Source organism: Sphingomonas chlorellae, from assembly GCF_056485145.1.
Map to the genome: position 1 here is coordinate 14,918 of NZ_JBQXXM010000002.1, position 22,806 is coordinate 37,723.

The 22,806-nt window shown below is 71.2% G+C and carries 18 protein-coding genes and 2 CRISPR repeat arrays; of the genes, 16 read left to right on the forward strand and 2 right to left on the reverse strand.

What is annotated here, in order from left to right:
- Nucleotides 1–241: 241 nt before the first annotated feature.
- From ACT3CF_RS06705 to cas2e, 11 genes are all read left to right on the forward strand, one after another.
- Nucleotides 242–3,268 carry a sensor histidine kinase gene (locus ACT3CF_RS06705; protein ID WP_478421421.1) on the forward strand — a complete coding sequence of 1,009 codons (3,027 nt, stop codon included), beginning with the start codon at nt 242–244 and terminating at the stop codon, nt 3,266–3,268.
- A gap of 143 nt (nt 3,269–3,411) precedes the next feature.
- Nucleotides 3,412–4,323, forward strand: coding sequence for a metallophosphoesterase (locus ACT3CF_RS06710; protein WP_478421423.1), 912 nt, complete (start codon nt 3,412–3,414; stop codon nt 4,321–4,323).
- 100 nt (nt 4,324–4,423) lie between these two features.
- Nucleotides 4,424–4,948 (forward strand): GNAT family N-acetyltransferase, encoded by a 525-nt coding sequence (locus ACT3CF_RS06715; RefSeq protein WP_478421425.1) that lies wholly within the window; start codon nt 4,424–4,426, stop codon nt 4,946–4,948.
- A 163-nt stretch (nt 4,949–5,111) separates the two neighbouring features.
- Nucleotides 5,112–6,055: direct repeats of the CRISPR family, unit length 29 nt; unit sequence GTGTTCCCCGCGTGCGCGGGGATGAACCG.
- Between the two features lie 63 nt (nt 6,056–6,118).
- Entirely contained in the window at nt 6,119–8,857 is a 2,739-nt protein-coding gene (gene cas3, locus ACT3CF_RS06720; protein WP_478421427.1) for a CRISPR-associated helicase Cas3', read from the forward strand.
- Nucleotides 8,858–9,345: 488 nt separating this feature from the next.
- Complete coding sequence (gene casA / locus ACT3CF_RS06725; RefSeq protein WP_478421429.1) at nt 9,346–11,034, forward strand: type I-E CRISPR-associated protein Cse1/CasA; 1,689 nt, start codon at nt 9,346–9,348, stop codon at nt 11,032–11,034.
- Nucleotides 11,031–11,612: a type I-E CRISPR-associated protein Cse2/CasB gene (gene casB, locus ACT3CF_RS06730; RefSeq protein ID WP_478421431.1), complete on the forward strand. Its 582-nt coding sequence runs from the start codon at nt 11,031–11,033 to the stop codon at nt 11,610–11,612. Before casA ends, casB begins: the two co-directional genes overlap by 4 nt.
- Nucleotides 11,609–12,685, forward strand: a complete 1,077-nt coding sequence (gene cas7e, locus ACT3CF_RS06735) for a type I-E CRISPR-associated protein Cas7/Cse4/CasC (RefSeq protein ID WP_478421433.1) — start codon at nt 11,609–11,611, stop codon at nt 12,683–12,685. The genes casB and cas7e overlap by 4 nt, the downstream gene beginning before the upstream one ends.
- Nucleotides 12,682–13,422 (forward strand): type I-E CRISPR-associated protein Cas5/CasD, encoded by a 741-nt coding sequence (cas5e, locus tag ACT3CF_RS06740; protein ID WP_478421434.1) that lies wholly within the window; start codon nt 12,682–12,684, stop codon nt 13,420–13,422. Before cas7e ends, cas5e begins: the two co-directional genes overlap by 4 nt.
- Complete coding sequence (gene cas6e, locus ACT3CF_RS06745; protein ID WP_478421435.1) at nt 13,419–14,087, forward strand: type I-E CRISPR-associated protein Cas6/Cse3/CasE; 669 nt, start codon at nt 13,419–13,421, stop codon at nt 14,085–14,087. Before cas5e ends, cas6e begins: the two co-directional genes overlap by 4 nt.
- A gap of 6 nt (nt 14,088–14,093) precedes the next feature.
- Nucleotides 14,094–15,032, forward strand: a complete 939-nt coding sequence (gene cas1e, locus ACT3CF_RS06750; RefSeq protein ID WP_478421436.1) for a type I-E CRISPR-associated endonuclease Cas1e — start codon at nt 14,094–14,096, stop codon at nt 15,030–15,032.
- On the forward strand, nt 15,016–15,306 hold the full coding sequence (cas2e, locus tag ACT3CF_RS06755; RefSeq protein WP_478421438.1) for a type I-E CRISPR-associated endoribonuclease Cas2e: 291 nt from the start codon (nt 15,016–15,018) through the stop codon (nt 15,304–15,306). The genes cas1e and cas2e overlap by 17 nt, the downstream gene beginning before the upstream one ends.
- A 68-nt stretch (nt 15,307–15,374) precedes the next feature.
- Nucleotides 15,375–16,260: direct repeats of the CRISPR family, unit length 29 nt; unit sequence GTGTTCCCCGCGTGCGCGGGGATGAACCG.
- A 160-nt stretch (nt 16,261–16,420) separates the two neighbouring features.
- Here the strand turns inward: cas2e and ACT3CF_RS06760 are convergent.
- On the reverse strand, nt 16,421–17,350 hold the full coding sequence (locus ACT3CF_RS06760; RefSeq protein WP_478421440.1) for a LysR family transcriptional regulator: 930 nt from the start codon (nt 17,348–17,350) through the stop codon (nt 16,421–16,423).
- Nucleotides 17,351–17,480: 130 nt separating this feature from the next.
- Between ACT3CF_RS06760 and ACT3CF_RS06765 the strand changes: the two genes are divergently transcribed.
- The 3 genes from ACT3CF_RS06765 to ACT3CF_RS06775 all read left to right on the forward strand — a co-directional run bounded on the left by ACT3CF_RS06765 (nt 17,481) and on the right by ACT3CF_RS06775 (nt 19,859).
- Complete coding sequence (locus tag ACT3CF_RS06765; RefSeq protein ID WP_478421441.1) at nt 17,481–18,179, forward strand: pirin family protein; 699 nt, start codon at nt 17,481–17,483, stop codon at nt 18,177–18,179.
- 164 nt (nt 18,180–18,343) lie between these two features.
- Nucleotides 18,344–19,165: a hypothetical protein gene (locus ACT3CF_RS06770; RefSeq protein ID WP_478421442.1), complete on the forward strand. Its 822-nt coding sequence runs from the start codon at nt 18,344–18,346 to the stop codon at nt 19,163–19,165.
- 76 nt (nt 19,166–19,241) lie between these two features.
- Nucleotides 19,242–19,859, forward strand: a complete 618-nt coding sequence (locus ACT3CF_RS06775) for a TetR/AcrR family transcriptional regulator (RefSeq protein WP_478421444.1) — start codon at nt 19,242–19,244, stop codon at nt 19,857–19,859.
- Between the two features lie 30 nt (nt 19,860–19,889).
- On the opposite strand, the gene ACT3CF_RS06780 is transcribed toward ACT3CF_RS06775, so the two are convergent.
- Entirely contained in the window at nt 19,890–20,801 is a 912-nt protein-coding gene (locus tag ACT3CF_RS06780) for a hypothetical protein (RefSeq protein WP_478421445.1), read from the reverse strand.
- A 180-nt stretch (nt 20,802–20,981) separates the two neighbouring features.
- Here ACT3CF_RS06780 and ACT3CF_RS06785 point away from each other — a divergent pair, with 180 nt between their 5' ends.
- Nucleotides 20,982–21,473, forward strand: coding sequence for a hypothetical protein (locus ACT3CF_RS06785; protein ID WP_478421446.1), 492 nt, complete (start codon nt 20,982–20,984; stop codon nt 21,471–21,473).
- Nucleotides 21,451–22,722 carry an efflux RND transporter periplasmic adaptor subunit gene (locus ACT3CF_RS06790; protein WP_478421448.1) on the forward strand — a complete coding sequence of 424 codons (1,272 nt, stop codon included), beginning with the start codon at nt 21,451–21,453 and terminating at the stop codon, nt 22,720–22,722. The genes ACT3CF_RS06785 and ACT3CF_RS06790 overlap by 23 nt, the downstream gene beginning before the upstream one ends.
- Nucleotides 22,723–22,806: the final 84 nt, after the last annotated feature.

Consider the following 22,806-nt stretch of genomic DNA (forward strand, 5'->3'; position numbering starts at 1 on the left):
TAGCTTGGCGCGCGTTGCTGCGATCGTCGCCTGCTGCGGAGACATGAATGTCGGTTCATCTTCGCTTGGCAACCGCCATCTTCGCGGATCGGCAGGAATATGACGAACCTGTTGCAGCAAGGACACAAGATGGTCGGGCGCGGCGCGGTCGCGACCGGCCGATGATCGCGCACAAGCCGCTTGCGGGGCGGGGGACGGCTTGTCAGGGTGGGCGGGGCGGCGCAGCAGCGGAAAATCCTTTTTGAACCCTGGCATTCCTGATCGTGCGCGCGGTGCGGCGCTGGGGCTGGCGTTTGCGCTGGCGGCGCTGGTCGGCGGGGCGGGGCCGGCGGGGGCGCTCGACGTCGCGCGGCCGCTCCACCAGTTCCGCCACACGCGCTGGACGCTGGCCGAGGGCGCGCCGGGCAATATCCGCGCGATCGTGCAGGGCCGCGACGGCGATCTGTGGCTGGGCACCGCGACCGGCCTTTATCGGTTCGACGGCATCCGGTTCGAGCGGCTGGTGCCCGACAAGGACGATCCCCGGCGATCGTTGCAGGTCACCGCGCTGCACGCCGCGCGCAACGGCGACATCTGGGTCGGCTATGACTTCGGCGGTTTCGGCGTGGTGCGCGGCGGGCGGCTGATCGACGCCAATCCCTGGGCGCCGCGCGGCGGGGTGCACAGCATCGTCGAGACGCGCGACGGGTCGATCTGGTTCGCCGCCGACGCGCGCGGGCGGCTGTTGCTGACGCGGCGCGACCCGGCGGGACGATGGACGCGGGTCGGCCCGCCCGCCGGCTGGCCCGAGGGGATCGCGGGGCCGGCCTTTGCCGCGTCCGACGGCAGCCTTTATCTCGTCGCGCCGCCCGCGGTGTTCCGGCTGCGCCCCGGCGTGCGCGGGTTCGAGCGGCTGGCGGCGACCGCCGCGCCCTCGGCCGCGCTGGCCGAGGACCGGCTTGGGCGGATCTGGATTGCCGACGATGCGGGGCTGCGGCCGTTGCCGGGCACCGGCGCGAGCCGCGCGGCAGGGCCCGCGCTGGCCCTTGCCGGGGTCAACACCCCCTATGTCGTGCGGCGACTGGCGATCGACCATGACGGCGGCATGTGGATCGCCGGGCAGGATGACGGGATCGTGCGCGTGGTGCCCGGCGGGAGCGGTGCGGGCAGCGCCGGGCGCGCGCCGACGGCCGAGACGCTGTCGGCGGCGGGCGGGATGACGGCGACGCTGGCGCTTTCGAGCCTGGAGGATCGCGAAGGCAATATCTGGATCGGCACCGTATCGGGGCTCGACCGGCTGGCGCCCGCCAATGTCGCGCGGGCCGACGGCGGCGAGGCGATGGTGACGGGAATCGTCGGCGACCGGGCACATGCGCGGATCTTTTTTGCCGGGCTTTCGGGCGTGTACCGCGCGGCGCGCGACCGGGCGCCCGAACTGATCCTGCGCCAACGTTCGATCGGCGTGCTGTGCGGCGACGCGCGGCGGCTGCTGGCGATCAGCCTGGACGGCGCGTTCCGCATCGACCTGTCGCCCGAGGGCGCGGCGACGCGCGTGACGCGCGTGGCGGGGCCGTTGTCGGTGACGTGCGCGATCGACGCGGCGGGCGATTTCTGGACGGGGATGGATCGCGTCTATCGGCTGCAGGGCGCGGCGCTGATCCCCGCCGCGGGACAGGGCGGCGAAACGGGGCCGACGGTGATGCTGCTGCGCCCCGGTTCGGCGGGCGGGCTGTTCATGTCGCGCAGCCTGACGGGGCTGTTCGCGCTGAACGACGGACGCGCCGCGTTGCTGTGGCGGCCGCAGCCGCAACAGAGCATCGGGTCGATCACCACGCTGACCGACCTGGGCGGCGGGGTGCAGTTGCTCGGCGGCGCGCGCGGGCTGGCGCGCGTGGCGGGCGGGCGCGGCGTCGTGCTTTCCGAACGCGACTATCCCTTTCTGGCGGGCGTGACCGGGGTTCGGCGCACCGCCGACGGCGCGACCTGGGTGATCGGCGCCATGGGGATCGTGCGCATGGCGAGCGCGGCGCTCGATGCCGCCTTTGCCCGGCCGGGGACGCCGATCGCGGTCGAATGGCTGGGGCGCGAGGACGGCTATCGCGCCCGGTCGAACGTGTTCGACAGCAACGACATCGTCGAGGATGCGAGCGGGCGGCTGTGGTTCGCGACCAACCGGGGGCTTGCCTGGATCGATCGCGACCGCCTGGTCCACAACCGGCTGGCGCCGCCGGTGGTGATCCGGAGCCTTGCCGCCGACGGGCGGCCCCGCGCGATCGACGCCGCGGGGCTGCGGCTGCCGGCGGGAACGGCGCGCGTCCAGATCGACTATGCGGGCCTGAGCCTGACCGACGCGCCGGCCAACCGCTTTCGTTACCGGCTGGAGGGCGCCGAGCGCGACTGGGTGGAGGCGGGCGGCGAGCGCCAGGCGCTGTACACCAACCTTGCGCCGGGCCGCTATCGCTTCCGCGTGATCGCGGCGAACAACGAGGGCGTGTGGAACCGCGAGGGCGCGGCGATCGATTTCGAGATCGCGCCCTTTTTCTGGCAGACGCGGTGGTTCCTTGCGCTGTGCATCGCGGCGGGCGCGGCGGCGGCATGGGCGCTTTACCGCTGGCGGGTGCGCGCCGTGGCGGCGGGAACGCGCGACCGGATCGAGGCGCAGATGGCCGAGCGCGAGCGGATCGCGCGCGAGCTGCACGACACGCTGTTGCAGGGATTCCAGGGGCTGATGCTGCGGTTCCAGGCGGGCGTCGAGCAGATCGCGCCGGGCGACCGCGCGCGCGCGACGATCGAGGGTGCGCTCGAACGCGCCGACGACGTGCTGATGGAGAGCCGCGACCGCGTGCGGACGCTGCGCGAAGGCGCGGCGCCGGTGCCGCTCGAGCCGCATCTGCGTGCGGTGGCGATGCGCACCGTGCAGCCGGTGGCGCCGACGCTTGCCTGGGGCATCGCCGAGGCGGGAACGCCGCGCGCGGTCTGCGCGCCCGTCGCCGACGAGATCGGCGCGGTGGTGGGCGAGGCGCTGGCCAACATCGTCCGCCATGCCGGTGCGCGCCTGGCCGAGATCCGCATCCGCTATGGCCGCGAGCGGCTGGAGATCAGCGTGACCGATGACGGTCGCGGACTTCCGCCCGCGCTTCGCGACGGCGCCGCCCCGGCGGGGCATTACGGCCTGATCGGGATGCGCGAGCGGGCGCAGCGGCTGGGCGGCACGATCGACATCGCCGCGCGCGCCGAAGGCGGGACCGAGATCCGGCTGAGCGTGCCCAACCGGGTGGCGTATCGGTGAACGATGCGGGGAACGCGGCGTCGGGTTGCATCAAACTGAAACGTGGCGCGGGCAGGTGCGGCGGATCGATGGCGGCTAGGCGCGAGGGGGCGGACGCGGTGCGACGGGGCTGGACGGCAAGGGGAATCGGACCCGCGCTTGCGATGCTGGGGGCGACGGCGACGATCGGCGCCGACGCGGCACCCCCGGCGCGGGGGCAGGCGGCGCCCGCGTCGCCGGTGGTCGCAGCGGCAGCGGCCCCGCGCTTCAGCATCGGCGCGATCGCCGATGCGCAATATGCCGACGAGGCCGATTCGGCGCCGCGCCTGTACCGGCGCACGCCCGCCAAGTTCGCCGCCGCCGTCGCCGACATGAACGCGCGCGACCTTGCCTTCGTCGTCCATCTGGGCGACTTCATCGACCGCGACTGGGCAAGCTATGCCGTGATGCTGCCGATCGCGCGGCGGCTGCGCCACCCGATCCATTTCGTGCTGGGCAACCATGAATTCGCGGTCGACGCGGCCCACAAGCGCGCGGTGCCCGCCCGGCTGGGGATGCCGCGCCGCTATTACAGCTTCGTCCGCCACGGCTGGCGCTTCATCGTCACCGACGGCAACGACCTGAGCAGCTATGCCTGGCCCGAGGGCAGCCGCGAACATGCGCGCAGCATGGCCGCGCACGCCGCGCGCTGGCCCGACAAGCCGCTGTGGAACGGCGGGATCGGCGCGGTGCAGCTCGCCTGGATCGACCGCGAGCTGCGCACCGCCGACCGGCGGCACGAGAAGGCGATGCTGTTCAGCCATTTCCCGCTTTGGCCCGAAAACCCGCACAATCTGTGGAACGCGGCCGAGGTGATCGCGCTGCTGGAGCGCCACCCGTCGGTCAAGATCTGGCTCGACGGGCACAACCATGAGGGCAATTACGGCGTCCGCGCGGGCATCCATTATGTGAACCTGAAGGCGATGCTCGACACGCCCGAGACGAGCTATGCACGGCTCGATTTCCATGCCGACCGCGTCGAGCTGCGCGGCACGGGGCGCGAGCCCGACCGGACGCTGATGCTGCGCCCCGACTGATGCGCGGCCCGCGCCGCCGGGGCTTGCGGCGGGCGGCAAAGGGCGCGATGCCGCCCGGCGGAAGGCCGCCGTTGCCCGCACCCGAACGCACAGGAGCCGCATGATCCGCCTGATCCCGTTTGCGCCGCCGCATTTTCCGGTGCTGGCCGGGTGGTTCGCCAATGCCGCCGAACTGGTGCAGTGGGGCGGGCCGGGGCTCGACTTTCCGCTGGACGACGCGGCGATGGCGGCGATGCTGGCCGAGGCAGCGGCGGTGCCGCCGTTGCGGCGATGCTGGATGGCCGAGGCGGCGGGCGCGATCGTGGGGCATGCCCAGCTTGCCTTCGACCGGGCGAACGGCAATGCGCGGCTGGCGCGCGTCGCGATCGCGCCCGAGGCGCGCGGGCGCGGGCTGGCGGCGGCGATGCTGCGCCCGGTGATCGACGCGGCCTTTGCCGAGGCGGCGATCGCGCGGCTGGAGCTCAACGTCTATTGCTGGAACGCGGCGGCGATCCGGACCTATCGCGGGCTGGGCTTTGTCGACGAGGGCGTGCGGCGCGCGTCGGTCCGCGTCGGCGACGCGCGCTGGGACACCGCAATCATGGCGATGCTCCGTCCCGAATGGGAGGCGCTGCGCGCGGGCTGAGCGCAAGGCGGCGGGCGGGGTGTTTCGGCCGGCGGCGGCTGCGGCGGCGCGCGATCGTGCGCCGTTTGCATCCGCCGACATTGGCGCTATCGTGACGCCGGATTTGCCGGTGGCTCTTTCACATCGTGATTTTCGACGCGAACCCAATCGGGTAGCGACATGAGTGTTCCCCGCGTGCGCGGGGATGAACCGTATTCGGGCCTCATCATCGGCGCTGCCGAAATGTGTTCCCCGCGTGCGCGGGGATGAACCGCGGGAGTGGGTCCGTTGGGAACGCGAATATCAGTGTTCCCCGCGTGCGCGGGGATGAACCGCCCCCCACACCCCCAAAAATTAACCCCCACCCGTGTTCCCCGCGTGCGCGGGGATGAACCGACGGTTCCGCGCGGCATGATCTTCCCGCGCGTGTGTTCCCCGCGTGCGCGGGGATGAACCGGTGCTTGGGTTCAATGGTGCGACCGGCGCGCTGTGTTCCCCGCGTGCGCGGGGATGAACCGGCGTGATTTCCGAAACGCGCGTCACGCAGATCGTGTTCCCCGCGTGCGCGGGGATGAACCGCAGGTGGCCGCGATGTGCGATGGCTGGTTCATGTGTTCCCCGCGTGCGCGGGGATGAACCGGGGAGATCGCCGCGCAGACGGTGCTGAATACTGTGTTCCCCGCGTGCGCGGGGATGAACCGCCACCCGCCAGCCATCGACCGACAAGACGCCAGTGTTCCCCGCGTGCGCGGGGATGAACCGTCGCGGACAAGCAGGTTGCGCTTGAGCTGGATGTGTTCCCCGCGTGCGCGGGGATGAACCGTATGCGGCCCAGCAGCGGTTCGATGCGGAGATGTGTTCCCCGCGTGCGCGGGGATGAACCGACGTTCGGCGATTTCGCCACCGCCGTAGACAAGTGTTCCCCGCGTGCGCGGGGATGAACCGAAGGCGCTGTCGGGGTGGACGGGTAATTTCGCGTGTTCCCCGCGTGTGCGGGGATGAACCGCGCGTCCCCGGCGACTTCGTGCTCGCGGTCGAGTGTTCCCCGCGTGTGCGGGGATGAACCGACCAACGAGGCAGCTCCCGATTTCGACGGCAAGTGTTCCCCGCGTGCGCGGGGATGATTTGCGATGGGTGCTTGACTTGGGTGCGCCGGGGCGTGCCCCTTGTCGATGCGAGGGGGCAGGGCGCATGGCGCAGGACGCAGGGGACTGGATCGGCGATTACTGGGGCAAGGCGCAGCCCGATCCGCATTATTCCGCCGCCGATTTTCACCCGCTGGCCTGGCATATGCTGGACGTGGCGGCGACGGCGGCGGCGTTGTTGCGCGTGCGGCCGGTGATCGCGGCGCATCTGGGGCGGCTGCTGGGCATGGCGCCGGCGCAGGCGGGGGACTTGCTGGTCTGGCTGGCGGCGAACCATGATCTGGGCAAGTTCGCGCGCCCGTTCCAGTCGAAGGTGCCCGCGCTGTGGCGCGAAAGCGATGTCGATCCGCGCCTCGTTCCGCCGACCCGCCACGATGCCGACGGCATGGCGCTGTGGACGCGCTGGCTGTCCGAGCCGGGGGTCGTGCAGCGGATCTGGGCCGATCCGTCCGCGCCGCCGGGGCAGCCGGAGCCGCCGGGGCAGGGCGCGCGGGGGTTGTCGCCGTTGCTGGCGGCCAGCCTGTGCCACCACGGCGCGCCGGTGGCGGCGAGCCGGGCGCCGCTGTTGCGCTGTTTCGGGCCGGGGCTGGCGGCGGCGGCGCGCTGTCGCGACAGCCTGTTCGCGCTGTTGCTGCCCGAGCCGGTGGCGGCGGCGCCGCTGTCGCGCGAGGCGGCGCGCCGGGCCAGCCACTGGGTTGCGGGGCTGGTGACGCTGGCCGACTGGCTGGGATCGTCGCAGCGCTGGTTTCCCTATGCGCCGGCCGACATGGCCGCGCCCGGTTACTGGGACAAGGCGCAGGCGCAGGCCGAACGGGCGGTGCGCGAGGCGGGGCTGGTCGCGCCGTCGCACCGCGTGGCGGCCGATTTCGCGACGCTGATCCGGCGGCCCGACGCGCCGACGCCGTTGCAGCGCTGGGCGCTGGAGGTGCCGATCCCGGCGGGGCCGGCGCTGTTCCTGCTGGAGGACGTGACCGGCGCTGGGAAGACCGAGGCGGCGCATGTGCTGGCGTATCGCCTGCTCGCGGCCGGGCGGGCAGGCGGGCTGTGGTGGGCGATGCCGACCATGGCCACCGCCAACGCGATGTATGCGCGCCAGGCCGAGATGCTGGCCGGGCTGTTCGACCCCGACGGGCCGCGCGCGAGCCTGGCGCTGGCGCATGGCCAGGCGGGGCTGCACCCCGCATTCCGGGCGAGCGTGACCGATTGGGGCGCGGACGAGACGGGGCCGGACGGGGACGCCGACGCGATGCCCGCATCCGCCGCCTGCGCCGCGTTTCTGGCCGACGACCGGCGGTTGAGCCTGCTGGCGGACGTGGGCGCGGGGACGATCGACCAGGCGGTGCTGGCGGTGCTGCCGTCGCGGTTCAACACCGTGCGCCTGCTGGGGCTGGCCGACAAGGTGCTGATCGTCGACGAGGTGCACGCCCATGACGCCTATGTCACCGAGGAGTTGCGCAACCTGCTGGCCTTTCACGCGGCGCAGGGCGGTTCGGCGATCCTGTTGTCGGCGACGCTGACCAACGCCCAGCGGCGGGCGCTGATCGCGGGCTGGCAGGGCGCGGTGTCGACGACCGAAGGCGGCGTGCCCGAAACGCGCTATCCGCTTGCCACCGTCGCCGACGACGGCGGTGCGCGCGCCGATGCGATCGCCCCGGCGCCCTGGTCGGCGCGGCGCACGCCGGTGACGCGGGTCGAGAGTCCCGAGGCGGTGCTGGACCGGCTGGAAGCGACGCTGGCGGCGGGCGGGTGCGCGGCGTGGGTGCGCAATACCGTCGACGATGCCGTGGCCGCCGCCGAGATGGCGCGGGCACGCGGGCTGGCGCCGGTGCTGTTCCATGCCCGCTTCACCCAATGGGATCGCCAGCGGATCGAGGCGGCGGTGGCGGCGCGGTTCGGTCGGCGCGCGGCCGCCGCCGACCGGGCGGGCGGGCTGGTGATCGCGACGCAGGTTCTGGAGCAGAGCCTCGACGTCGATTTCGACCAGTTGGCGAGCGATCTGGCACCGATCGACCTGTTGCTGCAACGCGCCGGGCGGATGCGGCGCCATCCCGAACGCCGCCGCCCGGCCGGGGCGGGCGAGGCGATGCTGGTGCTGTCGCCGGCCGCGCGCGCGGATGCCGGCGCGGCGTGGCTGGCGCCCCATTGGAAGGGGACCGGCGCGGTCTATCGCGACCATGGCGTGTTGTGGCGCACCGCGCGCGAGATCGATCGGCGCGGCGCGCTGGTGGTGCCCGATGCGGTGCGGGCGATGGTGGAAGCGGTGCTGGGCGAGGACGCCTGCCCCGAAGGCCTGCGGGCGGCGGTGCTGCGCGCCGAGGGCGCCGCGCGCGGAACCGCTGCGGTGGCGCAGACGCACCTGTTGCGGCTGGAGCAGGGCTATACGGTCGATCAGCCGTTCGAGGACGAATTGCGGGTGATGACGCGCAATGCCGAACCGCGCCTGAGGCTGCGGCTCGCGCGGCGCGATGCCGCGGGGCGGATCGTGCCCTGGGCCGAGGCCGAGGGCGGCGGCATGGGTGATGCGCGGCGCGCCTGGGCCCTGTCCGAGGTTGCGGTGGGGAACCGGGTTGCGCCGCGCGACGCGCAGAGCCCGGCGGGGATCGCGGGCGAGCTGACGCCGATCGTCGCGCGCTGGGGGCGTTTCGAGCGCGACATTCCGGTTTGCGTGCTGTCCGAATCGGGCGGCGGCCGATGGGAAGGCGCATTGTCGCGACCGGGGGCGGGGGAAGTGCGGCTTGGGTACGGCGCCGAGCTCGGGCTTTTCAAAATCGCGGCGGAGGCATAGTCGTGGCTCTCCCATTGAGCGTGGGATGGACCGTCAGTGGAGTTCCCCTCAGGAGCGTTCCCCACAAGCGCATAGTTAGCGTTGTTTGCAGATAATTCGGGTGCCTATGTGCTCCCGAATAGCGTCGTTTCGGTCCAGTATGGACCGCGTCGCGGTAATTCATAAGTCAGTAGCGCTATATTCAGCTTCATTGAAGCTATCCTCAGCGGATTTGCGCATCCCTGTTGACAAGATATGTTTTCTCTGAAATTTCCCGGCCCAGTAAGAAAAGATTATGAGTGCTACAACGCTCAGACGGTGGGTTGCAGCCGTAAATTAGCCTTTGCGCCAGATGGCGTGCCGGGCTGAGTTGTTGCGTAATGCGGGTTCGAAACCCCGCCAGTCGTTCTTTTGGAAATTTGCGGAGTCGGCGCCTGTGGTTCCGACGACGATGTCTGGCGTCTTTCCCGGAAGCTTGAGTGAACGGGACTGCGCCTTGGGGGTGGCCGATGTCCTATGATCTTCGTGTTGCGCCGTGGATTCCGTTTCGGCGCCGTTCGGGGGCCGTCGAATGGCTGCCGCCCGATGCGGTTGCCGCCATTCACCACAACGATCCGATCGTTGCGCTCGGCTGGCCGCGACCGGACTTCAACGGGGCGACGCTCGAGTTTCTGATCGGGCTGTTTTCGGTGGCGCTCGCGGTGCAGTCCGAAACGGCATGGGACGACCTCGCCGCCTGTCCGCCCGCCCCCGATGCGTTGCGGGCTGCGCTGATGGCCTTGCCCGACGCGTTTCGGCTCGACGGCGACGGGCCGCGTTTCCTCCAGGATCATGCGGCGGCGGATTTCGACAAGCAGGCGGAGCTGCCGATCGAGAATCTGCTGATCGACGCCGCGGGCGAGAACACGCAGAAGCTCAACAAGGACCTGTTCGTCAAACGCGGCCGGATCGCCGCGATGGGCCGGGCGGCGGCCGCCGCCGCGCTACTGACGCTGCAAAGCTATGCGCCGTCGGGCGGGCAGGGCCACCGCACCTCGCTGCGCGGCGGCGGGCCGCTGACGACGCTGGTCGACCCGCGCGCCGACGGTGGGGGCGCCGATGCCGGGCTGGAGGCGCCGTTATGGGCGCTGATCCATGCCAACCTGTTGCTGGCGGACGGCACGAGATCGTTGCCCGCCGACTGGAACAGCGACGAAGGGCGCGCGACGGCGGCGCAGATCTGGCCGTGGCTCGCGCCGACGCAGGTTTCGCGCGACAAGGGGTCGGAGGTCACGCCGCAGCGCGCGCACCCGTTCCAGGCGCTGTTCGGGATGCCGCGCCGGATCCGGCTGGTCTTTCGCGACGGCGAGGGGGTGTGCGGGCTGACGGGCCAGGCCGATACGGTGATGGTTCCGGCGTGGCGGACGCTCAACTTCGGGGTGAACTATGGCTCCGGGCTGTGGATCCATCCGCTGTCGCCGCATTACCGGAGCAAGGAACTGTGGCTGCCGATCCATCCGCAGCCCGACGGGCTGGGATGGAAGGACTGGGCCGGACTGGTGATGGCGCGCGACAAGCGCGTGGCGGCGTGTGTCCAGCGCTATCGCGACGACCATGCCGATTTCCTGGGCGGTGGCGGCCGGTTCGCGGTGCGCGCCTTTGGTTATGACATGGACAATATGAAGGCGCGGGGCTGGGTCGAGGCGGTGCTGCCCGCCTGGCCCGCGGGCGGAATGGGGCCGGACGTGGCCGGCAGCATCACGCTGGCGGCGGAGCAGATGGCGGACGCGGCCCGGATCGCCGCCAATCTGCTGGTCGGCGCGGTGCAGGCGGTGCAGTTCCGCCGGCGCGAGGACGCGCGGGGGGATTTCAGCCATCTCAAGGCGGCGCTGTGGTCGGCGACGAGCGAGCCCTTTTACCGCCGCATCGACGCGGCGGCGCGGCTGAAGATCGACGATCCGCTGTTCATCGTCGATGCCGGGCCGGTCGATCGCGTGCGCTTCGTCGACGAACTGGGACGCGAGACGCTGCGCGTCTTCGACTTCCACGCCGACCAGTGCGCGCTGGACGTGGCCGACGCGTACCGCCAGGTCGCGGCTCGGCAGGGACTGGTTCGCGCCTTTCGCGGCCAGGGCAAGGCGGGCGCGGCGCTGTTCAACGCGCTGGGGATGCCGGTGCCGGCCAAGCCGGCACGCAAGAGCAAGGAGAGCAAGGCATGAAACGCGATGCCGTTGTGCGCGGGTGGTGGCGACAGCGCCTGCGCCCGCAAATCGATACCAGCGCGGCGCGGGCGACCCGCGCGCGGTTGCGCCGCGCCGCGGATTGGCGCGAGGCGATGCTGGAGCCGGCCGCGATCGAACTGGCGCAGCGGCTGGGCGTGCTGGATCAGGAATACCGGCTGGAGATGGCGCTGGGCCTTGCCGTGGTGCTGGCGCATGTGAAGGAGGATTCGCGCTTTCAGCCGCTGATGCGCGCCGCGGGTTATCGCACGACGCCCGCCGACCCCGCGACCGCCGAGCCGCCGCTGCTCGCGCCGCAACGTTTCCGGCGGCTGATCCGCTCGCGCCCCGAGGAACTGCCGCGCGCGCTGGTCCGGCTGGTGCACCTGCTGGGCGGCACCGCCAATATCGGCGAACTGGCGGCCGTGATGCTCGACTGGGCCGCAGAGGACAGCCGCGAGGCGCGGCGCCGTCGCTGGGCCTTCGATTATTATGCCGCGCCGCACGAAGCGCCGGACACCGATGCCGCATCCTCGACCGATACCGACACGACCGAGACCGAAAGGACTTCCGCATGACCCAGTTCCTGCAGCTTCACCTGCTGACCGCCTATCCGCCCGCGAACCTCAATCGCGACGATAGCGGCCGGCCCAAGACGGCGATCTTCGGCGGCGTCGAACGCCTGCGCATCTCGTCGCAGAGCCTGAAGCGCGCGTGGCGGACGAGCGATGTGTTCGCGCAGGTGCTGGGCGAGCGGATCGGTCAGCGCACGCAGCGCATCGGCGCCGAGGTCGAGCGGCACCTGCTCGAACAGGGCGTCGCGGAGGACAAGGCGCGGGCCGCCGCACGGACCGTCGCGGCCGCGTTCGGCAAGGTGAAACCGGAGAATGACGCGAACCCCACCTATACCGAACAGCTGGTGTTCATTCCCCCCGAGGAGCACGCACGCGCGCTGGCGCTGGGCGAGCAACTGGCGGCGGGCACGATCGCGACGATCGAGCCCGAGGATGTGCTGGTCCACGCCGACAGCGCCGCCGATCTGGCGATGTTCGGCCGGATGCTGGCGGACGATCCGGCGTATAATCGCGAGGCGGCGGTGCAGGTCGCCCATGCCATCACGACGCACCGCGTGACGGTGGAGGACGATTATTACGTCGCGGTCGACGACCTGAAGGATGCCCATCGCCGCGAGGATGCAGGCACGTCGTTCATCGGCGTTCAGGAGTTCGGCGCCGGGCTGTTCTACCTCTATATCTGCGTCGATCTTGACCTGCTGGTCGCCAATCTGGGCGGGCAGCGCGCGCTTGCCGCCGACGCGGTCGAGGCGCTCATCCGGGCCGCCGCGACGGTGGCGCCGCGCGGCAAGCAGGCGAGCTTTGCCTCGCGCGCCTATGCGTCGTTCGTGCTTGCCGAAGCCGGCCCGGTGCAGCCGCGCACGCTGGCCGCAGCGTTCCTGGAGCCGATCGGCGAGCGTGCGAACGATCCCGCCGGCGCGTCGGTGACGGCGTTGCTCGCGTTGAAGACGCGGTTCGACGACGGTTATGGTGCGGCGGGGCTGACCCATGCCAGCATGGACCTTACCGGCGAGCAGGCGACGGGATCGCTCGACGCGGTGATCGCCTTTGCCCGCGACCAGGTACCGGCGGCATGACCTCCTTCCTGCTGGCCACGCTCTATGCCCCGATCGCCTCATGGGGCGAAATCGCGGTGGGCGAGCGGCGGACGAGCTGGGACCGGCCCAGCCGTTCGGCGCTGCTCGGCCTGGTCGGGGCGGCGCTGGGCATCGATCGCGAGGACCAGGCGGCGCATGATGCACTCGACACCGGCTATGGCGTCGCCGTGCGCGTCGATGCGCCGGGCCGGTCGATCATCGACTATCACAGCGCGCAGACGCTGGCGCAGCCCGAAATCAAGCGCGCCCGCCCGCACACGCGGCGCGCGCTGATCCGGCACGGCGAGCGGCGGCATCGGCTGGAAACGATCCTGTCGTGGCGCGAGATGCGCGTCGACGCGGCGTATACGGTGGCGATCTGGGCGCGGGAGGACGCGCGCTGGCCGCTGGCGGCGCTGGCCGAGGCGATGCGGACGCCGGCGTTCACGCTCTATGCCGGGCGCAAGGCGCACCCGCTCGGCTGGCCGTTGCAGCCGGCGATCGTCGAGGCGGCGACACTTGCGGCCGCACTGGCGATGCGTAGGGCCCCGAAGGAAACGGCGCCGACCCGATCGGGGCGCCCGGCCAGCGTGAGTTGCGACCAGGACGTCGCGGTTCCGCACGGCCTGATCGCGCCGCGGATCGAGACGCGGCGCGATGCCGCGGCCCATCGGGGGCGCTGGCAATTTGCCGAGCGCCGCGTGCTGACGGGGCAGATGCCGGAGCCGGTGCAATGACGGCGCCCGCCTATCTGACCCGGCTGCGGATCAGCCGTGCGCCGAGCGCTCGCGCGCTGATCCAGTTCATGCTGCCGCGTGACGGCGCGGCGCGTGTGGCGAGCAGCCATCGGTTGCTGTGGACGCTGTTCGGCGACGATGCCGAGCGACGCCGCGACTTTCTGTGGCGCGAGGAGGGCGAGGGACAGTTCCTGCTGCTGTCGCGCCGCCCGCCGGAGGATCATCACCGCCTGTTCGAGATGCAGCCGCCCAAGCCCTTTGCACCCGCGCTGACGGCCGGCGACCGGCTGCGCTTTGCGCTGCGCGTCAACGCGACCGTCCGCCGCAATGGCGATCCGCATCGGCGCGACGTGGTGATGGATGCGATTCACGCGCTGCCGCCGGGAGAACGCGCCGTCGCTCGCCGGGCGGCCGAGCAGACGGCGTCGCGAGCGTGGCTCGACCGGCAAGGGACGGCGCATGGCTTTGCCGTGCGCGAGGCGGCGTGTCTGGGCTATGAAACGCTCAGCATTCCGCATCGGGGCGGCGACATGCAGCTTGGCGTGCTTGACCTGGAAGGCGTGATCGAAGTGACCGATCCGGCGCGGCTGATGCCCAAGCTGCTGGACGGTTTCGGCCGCGCGCGGGCGTTCGGCCATGGGCTGATGCTGATCGCGCCGGCCTAGGCAGCCATGGCACGCGGACCGCATCTTCCGCTTCGGCCGATCGCGGTCCGGGATCGCGCGTCGATCCTGTTCCTGGAATATGGGCAGGTCGATGTGATCGACGGCGCGTTCGTGCTCGTCGACCAGCAGGGCGTGCGCGTGCAGATCCCGGTCGGCGGGCTGGCCTGCCTGATGCTGGAACCCGGCATTCGGATCACCCATGCGGCGGTGGCGCTCGCGGCGCGGGTGGGGTGCCTGCTCGTCTGGGTGGGGGAGGGGGCGGTGCGGCTCTATTCGGCCGGGCAGCCCGGCGGTGCGCGTGCCGACCGGTTGCTCTATCAGGCACGCTGTGCGCTCGACGACACGGCGCGGCTCAACGTGGTGCGCGAGATGTTTCGCGTGCGGTTCGGCGAGGCGCCGCCCGAGCGCCGATCGGTCGACCAACTGCGCGGGATCGAGGGCGTGCGGGTCCGCACGCTGTATCAGGGGATGGCGCGCCAATATGGCGTGTCCTGGGTCGCCCGTCGCTATGAACAGGCCGACTGGGGCGCGGCCGACCTGCCCAATCGCTGCCTCTCCGCCGGCACGGCGTGCCTCTATGGCCTGTCGGAGGCGGCGATCCTGGCCGCAGGCTATGCCCCGGCGATCGGTTTCCTGCATCGCGGGCGTCCGCTCAGCTTCGTGTATGACATCGCCGACATCTACAAGTTCGAGACCGTGGTGCCGGCGGCATTTTCGGTCGCGGCCAAGATCGCGAAGGGCAAGCTGGACGCCGCGCAGGCCGAGCGCGCGGTGCGGATCGCCTGTCGCGACCTGTTCCGCAAGACGCGCCTGCTCGACCGGATCATCCCGTCGATCCAGTCGATCCTCGCGGCGAGCGGGATCGACCCGCCCGACGACGCACCCGAAGCGCAGCCGCCCTCGTTCGCAACGGAGACATCGGGCGATGATGGTCATCGTGGTTGAGAATGCGCCGCCCCGGCTGCGCGGCCGGCTGGCGCTGTGGCTCGCGGAGATCCGGGCGGGCACCTATGTCGGCGTCTATTCGCTGCGCGTCCGGGAGCGGATCTGGCACGAGGTCGCCGAATTGATCGGCGAGGGGTCTGCCTGTATCGCGTGGAGCGCCCCCACCGACAGTGGTTTCGCGTTCGCGGCGGTGGGCGCCAATCGGCGCGAGGCGATCGACCTTGACGGCCTGACTCTGGTGCGTTTCCATCCGGAAGGATTGGCGGTAATCTGACGGCCGGATTTTTGGTGGCTCTTTGAAATTGTGATTTTCGGTGGTAGGCCAAATGGTTATTGGCATGAGTGTTCCCCGCACGCGCGGGGATGAACCGGGTTTTTCGGATTTCGATGCTGCGTGGTTGGAGGTGTTCCCCGCACGCGCGGGGATGAACCGAAGCGCGGGGAACAGGCGTCGCCCGACCTGGCGTGTTCCCCGCACGCGCGGGGATGAACCGAAGTCGGTCCGGACCGGGCTCGAGCAGAAGAGGTGTTCCCCGCACGCGCGGGGATGAACCGTTCAGGTCGACGCCCTTCTGGGTCGCAACCTGGTGTTCCCCGCACGCGCGGGGATGAACCGTCGTCCTGGGCGGCGATCGCGGCCAGTTCCTCGTGTTCCCCGCACGCGCGGGGATGAACCGGCACGGCCGGCTATCAGGCGATGCAGCGGGCGGTGTTCCCCGCACGCGCGGGGATGAACCAGGGGATGTTTCCACCTTTCACTTCCTCGACAACGTGTTCCCCGCACGCGCGGGGATGAACCTCCGCTGCGAGATGCCGTCGATGCGACGCCGCAGGTGTTCCCCGCACGCGCGGGGATGAACCGCGCTCGATGTCCCAGCGCTGCACCTCGTCGGCGTGTTCCCCGCACGCGCGGGGATGAACCGCGTCCGAAACGGGGCTGCTCGATCCTGCCGAGGTGTTCCCCGCACGCGCGGGGATGAACCGTTCAACGCGCCGCAGGGCGACTCTCAGGTCGAGTGTTCCCCGCACGCGCGGGGATGAATCGGGACCGCGCACCCAATACAAGCAGGGGCGGGTGTGTTCCCCGCGTGCGCGGGGATGAACCGAAGAAGAAGTTCTTCGGGATCATCACGGGCCGGTGTTCCCCGCGTGCGCGGGGATGAACCGTCGAAAACCGGCAAGTCCGTCACCTGCTGGGTGTGTTCCCCGCACGCGCGGGGATGATCCGACCCGATTTTCCGGGTTGCCGTCGAAGGCGCGTGTCGTCCCCCATGCGCGGGGATCCGATGCCGACACGCGGATGATGATTCCGCTGCTCTGGAACGTTCTCCGAGGGTGTGACGGCGAAAGGACTTGGCACGCGAGGTCTGGGAGGCTGCGGTGCCGCTTCAGATTTCCGGCAGCGCGTCGGGTGCGGCGTGGGTGTGGCCGTGGGCGATGAAGCGGTCGAGCAGCCAGCGCGTGGCGGGGCCGGGGGGCGTGTCGCGGCGCCAGATGGCGGCGAAGCGATAGCTGCCGCCCGGGTGGTCGGGCATCGCCAGCCGCACGAGCGTTCCCGTCGTCAGGTCGTCGGCGACCATCGGGAGCGGCATGTTCCCCCAGCCGATGCCTTCGCGCAGCAGCGCGTGCTTGGCACCGAGATCGGCCAGGCGCCAGGTGCGCGGGCTGAGCACCGCGAAATCGCGCCCCTCGGTCGCGCGCGAGCGGTCGGTGAGGACGAGCTGGATATGATCGCGCGCGGCGCCCGGCGGGATCGGCGCGAGCCGGGCGAGCGGATGGTCGGGGGCGGCGACGGGCACCATCTCGACCGCGCCCGCCGCGATGCTTTCGATCCCCGCCGTCCCCGACCAGAGCGGGCCGGAAAGACCGAGGCCGGCGGTGCCGTCGACCACCATCGCGGTGACGGCGCCCAGCGCCTCGACATGAAGGCGGAGGCGGACGGTCGGAAAGGCCTGAACGAAATCGCGCAGGATCCGGCCGAGCCGGTCGGCCGGAAACATCACGTCGACCGCCAGATCGACCTCTGCCTCGAGCCCCTGGAGCAGCCCGCGCGCGGTGGCGCGCAGCGCGTCGATCCCCTGCGCGACCGTTCGCGCCTCTGCGAGGACCGCGCGGCCGGCGTCGGTGAGCCGCGGCTTGCGCGTCCCCTGGCGTTCGAACAGCGTCAGGCCGAGCTGCGCCTCGAGATTGGCGACGCCGTAGCTGATGACCGACACCGCGCGGTTGAGCCGGCGGGCGGCGCCGGCGAAGCTGCCGCAATCGACCACGGCGAGGAAAATGCGCAACTGGTCGAAGCTGGGGGTGCCGGGATTGGCCATGCGGGGCGCGCGCTATTCCATTTCATCGAACAACATGGTCGAAATTATCCCCCTGATCGAAAAAGGAGGCAAGCCCTAAATCCCGGTCCAGCAACGGGCGGCGGTCCCGCCCGACCAATGGAGACCCGCGATGATCGAACTTCGTCCCTTTGCCGGCCTGGGCGGCGCCAATCATGGCTGGCTCGATGCCAAGCATCATTTCTCGTTCGCCGATTATCACGATCCGGCGCGGATGCACTGGGGCAACCTGCGCGTGTGGAACGACGACACGATCGCGCCGGGTACCGGCTTTCCGCCGCACCCGCACCGCGACATGGAGATCATCACCTATGTCCGCGAAGGCGCGATCACGCACCAGGACAGCCTGGGCAACAAGGGCCGCACCGAGGCAGGCGACGTGCAGGTGATGAGCGCGGGCACCGGCATCCGCCATTCGGAATATAATCTGGAGCCGGGGATCACGCGCATCTTCCAGATCTGGATCATGCCGACCCGCACCGGCGAGGCCCCGCGCTGGGGCGCCAAGCCCTTTCCCAAGGGCGACCGGTCGGGGCATTTCGTGACGCTGGCGTCGGGCTATGCCGAGGACGGCGAGGCGCTGCCGATCCGCACCGATGCGCGGGTGGTGGGCGCGACGCTGAAGGCCGGCGAGAGCGCCGAATATCCGCTGGGACGCGATCGCAAGGCGTATCTGGTGCCCGCGACCGGCGCGGTCGAGATCGACGGCGTGCGCGTCAACGCCCGCGACGGCGCCGCGATCGCCGAGGTCGAGGTGCTGCGCGTCACCGCGATCGAGGACAGCGAGATCGTGCTGGTCGACGCCGCCTGAGCGGCACCCCGCGTCGCGGCCGTCCCGTTTCCCCGCCACGGGGGCGGGGCGGCCGTGCCGTGTCGGGCGCGCGCGAAAAGGGGATCGTTTCGCGCCGGAAAGCGGTTAACAGGGCACGGCCCCTGCGCGATCCGGCGCGGCGGGCGCAAAGGAGATTCTGCCCCATGGTCCGCCGACTTGCCCGTTCCGCGATGCTGCTGACGCCGTTGGTCCTGCTCGCCGGCTGTGGCGGCGGCGGCGGCTCGGCGAACGCGGTCATGGGCGAGAGCGGCGGGACGGCGAACCGGGCGGCACCGATCCCCGAAGCGCCCGACACGCGCCCGCGCGGCGAGGCGGCGGCGGAGGCAGCCGGGGCGAACGCGATCGCGTCGAACACGACCGGGCCGGCCGCCGCCGATGCGACGGCGATCGCCGACACCGGCCCGCGCAGTTGTGCCGCGACGATCGGCGCGCGGGCGGCCGCGGCGCGCGCGGCGTTGTGCCGCAACGTATCGCCCGCGACGCATCCGCCGTGCAATGTGGCCAATAGCTGCGCGATGATCGAGGACGAGATCGCGCGCAGTTGTGCGATGATCGCCGGCGACGACGCGCCGGTGAAGGGATGCACCCCCGCGCCGACGAGCGCGGCCGCCGCGGCGGCGGTGGTGACGCGCTATTACGCAGCGCTCGACGCGCGCGATTTCGGGACCGCGTGGGACCAATGGGGCGAGAACGGTGCGCCGGGCCAGACGCGCGACCAGTTCGTCGCGGGCTTTGCACACACGCGCGCGACCCGGGTGACGATCGGGCGACTGCCCATGGGCGAGGGGGCGGCGGGATCGCTGTTCCAGCGTGTGCCGGTGGTTGTCGAGGCGGTGCAGGACGACGGCCGCCGCCAGCGCTTCACCGGCGAATATGTCGTGCGGCGCGTCAACGACGTCGACGGCGCGAGCGCCGAGCAGCGCCGCTGGCACCTGGCGTCGGCCAAGCTGGCGCCCGCGCGCTGATGCGGGACGCGGCGAACCGAGGGAAACACCGGATGGGGTGGATTTTCGCGTTCCACGAGCTTATGTACCGAACGTTATGAAACCCGCTGCCTGTGCCTGTGCCGCGACCAAGGGCCGCCCCCGCGAATTCGATGTCGACGAGGCGCTCGCTGCCGCGCTGCGCGTCTTTTGGACCAAGGGCTATGAGGGCGCGTCGCTGACCGACCTCACCGAAGCGATGGGGATCACGCGCCCGAGCCTCTATGCCGCATTCGGCAACAAGGAGGCGCTGTTCTGCAAGGCGCTCGACCTCTATGAGCGCGAGAAGATGTGCTATATCGGCCGCGCACTGGAAGCGCCGACCGCCCGCGGGGTGGCCGAGGCGCTGCTGCGCGGTGCGCTGGAGCGGCAGCGCGATACCAGCGATCCCAGAGGCTGCATGGGGGTGATCAACTCGGTCGCGTGCGGCGCCGAGGCCGAATCGATCCGCGAGGAAGTGCTGAAGCGCGGCGAGGCGGCCAAGCGCGCGATCGTGGCGCGGTTCGAACGGGCGAAGGCCGAGGGCGACCTGCCCGAAAGTGCCGATCCGGAGGGGCTGACCGCCTATATCATCGCGCTGATCCAGGGCATCGCGTTGCAGGGCGGCGCGGGCACGAGTTGCGCCGACCTCGAACGGCTCGTCCAGACCAGCCTGGCGATGTGGCCGGCGCGCTAGGCCGGCCCTTGTAGCGCCGGCCGCCGGCGCTCAGTCGTTCGGAACGGAGAGGACGGCGTTGGTCTTGTCGTCCTGTCGCGAGATCGCGATCGACACCTGCTTGCCGTCCTTTTCGCCGGAGAGCAGCGCGCTGTCGCCGGTCAGCAGCGACTGGGGCGTGTTCCAGCCCTGTTTCGCCAGCGCGGCCTTGTAGAAATCGGCGACCTTCGCGACCGGGTCCGTGGTGGCGAGCGTGACCATCCGGGACTTGTGCCCGCCGGCGTCGGCCTCGATGACGCCTTCGACCGTCGCCCCCGGATAGAGCGGGGCGAAGGCGGGCATCGCCACGGCCGCCGCCGCCTTGCCTTCTGTCGTCCGGATGCTGCCGTTCGCGGTGGTGATCGACGCGGTACCGGCGCTTTCGTCCGACTTGAAGGTCGCGCCGCCCATCGTGGCGGACTTTTCGTTCGATCCGCAGGACGCGAGCAGAACGGCAGCGGCAAGGAAGGCACAACGCATCGGGCAGGTCTCCGCCAGGCCAGGCAAATCGCGCAGGCGTCTGAAACGCCTGAACAAGATGCGGTCTAGCCGCCGCCGCGACGGATGGCAAACGGCCCGCTTGCCGTCGCTGCTCGGGCACCCGCCGGACGGTGCGAGAAGAAATCGTTTTGCCCGGGCAAAAGAGCGTTGCGCCGAAAAATACCGGCCGGTATAAAAAGGCGGTTGACGCGCGGCGAGGCGATTTCTATACCAGTCAGTATGGAAATGCGATCCGTCGCCATCGGGGCAGCGGACCGGCGTGAGGAGGAAGCTGCCATGCGACAGCTTGCGAACAAAGGCGTGCGCGCCCGCTAGGCGCGCCCGGACGAACCGGTGCGGCGGGCAGTGCCTGCCGCAGCCAGCGACATCATCAGGATAGGCAGCCACGGCGCGCGGATGCGGGCCGAAGGCTGGTGCGATCATGGCCGACGCGAGGCCGCCCGGAACGGCGGCCGGCGGCGCGGGACGTGCGGCGACGCGCGCCGCGGGTCCGATCGTGCGGCAAGGGCAGCCCATCCAGACCAACCGACGAACGGCACCTGCCGCCGATGGGCGCGCGGAAAGGACGGCGCACGTCCGGCCGAGGGCACAGGGAGACGAACGATGGCCTATCTCGATCTTGCCGACATGCTTGCCAACGCCGCCCGGGCACCGGTGCCGACGACGATGCCGCGCCGTGATGCGTCCGAGCCGTCGCATCCGTGCCTGGCCGCGATCGCCGCGCGCGCCACGGGCGCCGTGGCGGTGCCCGCACCGGCGCCGACGCTGTCCACGCTGGAATGGCAGGTGGTGACGATCGCGCGGCGTGACCGGCTGTCGTCGCTGAAGGCGCCGGGACTGCTGGCGCGGGCGATCGCGCTGATCTTCGGCATCCGCGGCACCAATCCACGGCTCGCCAATCCGCGGCTGGAGGCGCTGCGCCGCATCGCGGTGGCGGCGTGGCACAAGAGCTATCGCGTGCCGGCGGACGAAATCCGCCGCTTTCTGGCCGCCGGCTATTCGACCGACCAGCTCGAAATGCTGCTCGACCATATCGGCCGCGGTCGCGCGGCGCTCAATCAGGGGAAGAACCATGAACATGCACGCGCCCGTTGAGGGCGAGACGGCGACGACGCGCGTCGCCGATGTCGCGCCGACGCGACGGTTGAAGGGATGGCACAAGCTGGCGCTGGTCGCGGCGCCGGTGGCGCTGGCCGGTGCGGGTGTGGCGTTGAGCGGGCACAAGGCGCCCGCCGCCGCCGCGCCGCCGCCGCCGGTCGTCACCGTCGCCACGCCGCTGGCGCGCGACGTCAACGAATGGGACGATTATGTCGGCCGGTTCGAGGCGAGCCGCACCGTCGAGGTGCGGCCGCGCGTGTCGGGCGCGGTCACCGCGATCCACTTTACCGACGGCGCGATCGTCAAGCAGGGCCAGTTGCTGTTCACGATCGACCCGCGCCCCTTTGCCGCGGCGCTGGCCGAGGCGAAGGCGGGGCTGGCGAGCGCGCAGAGCGACCTGGCGCTCGCGCGTTCGGACCTCGATCGCGCGCAGCGGCTGGTGAGCGTCGAGGCGGTGTCGAAGAGCGATGTCGAGCGGTTGCAGGCGCGGGTGCGCGCGGCCGGTGCGGCAGTCGCGGCGGCGGAGGCGCGGGTGCGTGCCCGTGCGCTCGACGTCGAGTTCACGCAGGTGCGCGCGCCGATTTCCGGGCGCATTTCGGACCGCAAGGTCGATCCGGGCAATCTGGTCGCGGCGGGCGAGGGGCAGGGCGGCACGTTGCTGACGACGATCAACGCGCTCGACCCGATCTATTTCACCTTCGACGGGTCCGAGGCGCTGTTCCTGAAGGCCAAGCGCGCGCGTGCCGAAGGGGCGGGTGACAGCCCCGTCGAAATCCGCCTGCAGGACGAGACCGATTATCGCTGGAAGGGCCGGATCGACTTCACCGACAACGGGCTGGACCCCAAGTCGGGGACGATCCGCGGTCGTGCGGTGCTCGCCAATCCGGGGCTGTTCCTGACGCCGGGCATGTTCGGCAACATGCGGCTCGCCGCGGGCGGCAAGGCGCAGGCGCTGCTGGTGCCCGACGCCGCGATCCAGACCGATCAGGCGCGCAAGCTGGTCCTCACGGTTGCCGCCGACGGCACCGTGGTGCCCAAGCCGGTGACGCTCGGCCCCGTGCTCGACGGGTTGCGGATCGTCCGCACCGGGCTGACCGCGCACGACAAGGTGGTGATCGCGGGGACGCAGATGGCCGCCCCCGGCTCCCGGGTCCAGCCCCGGCCCGGCCGCATCGCGCCGGTGGTCAACGCGTCCGCACCCGCCATCGCCGCCCCGGTCACGGGCCAGGCGACCTTCGCCCGCTGACCGACGCCTGCCGCCGGGTTGCCCCAGGCCCGGCGGCAGGCACCCCATTCCGGCCCCGCCGTCCCCCGTCCCCGCACCATGTGG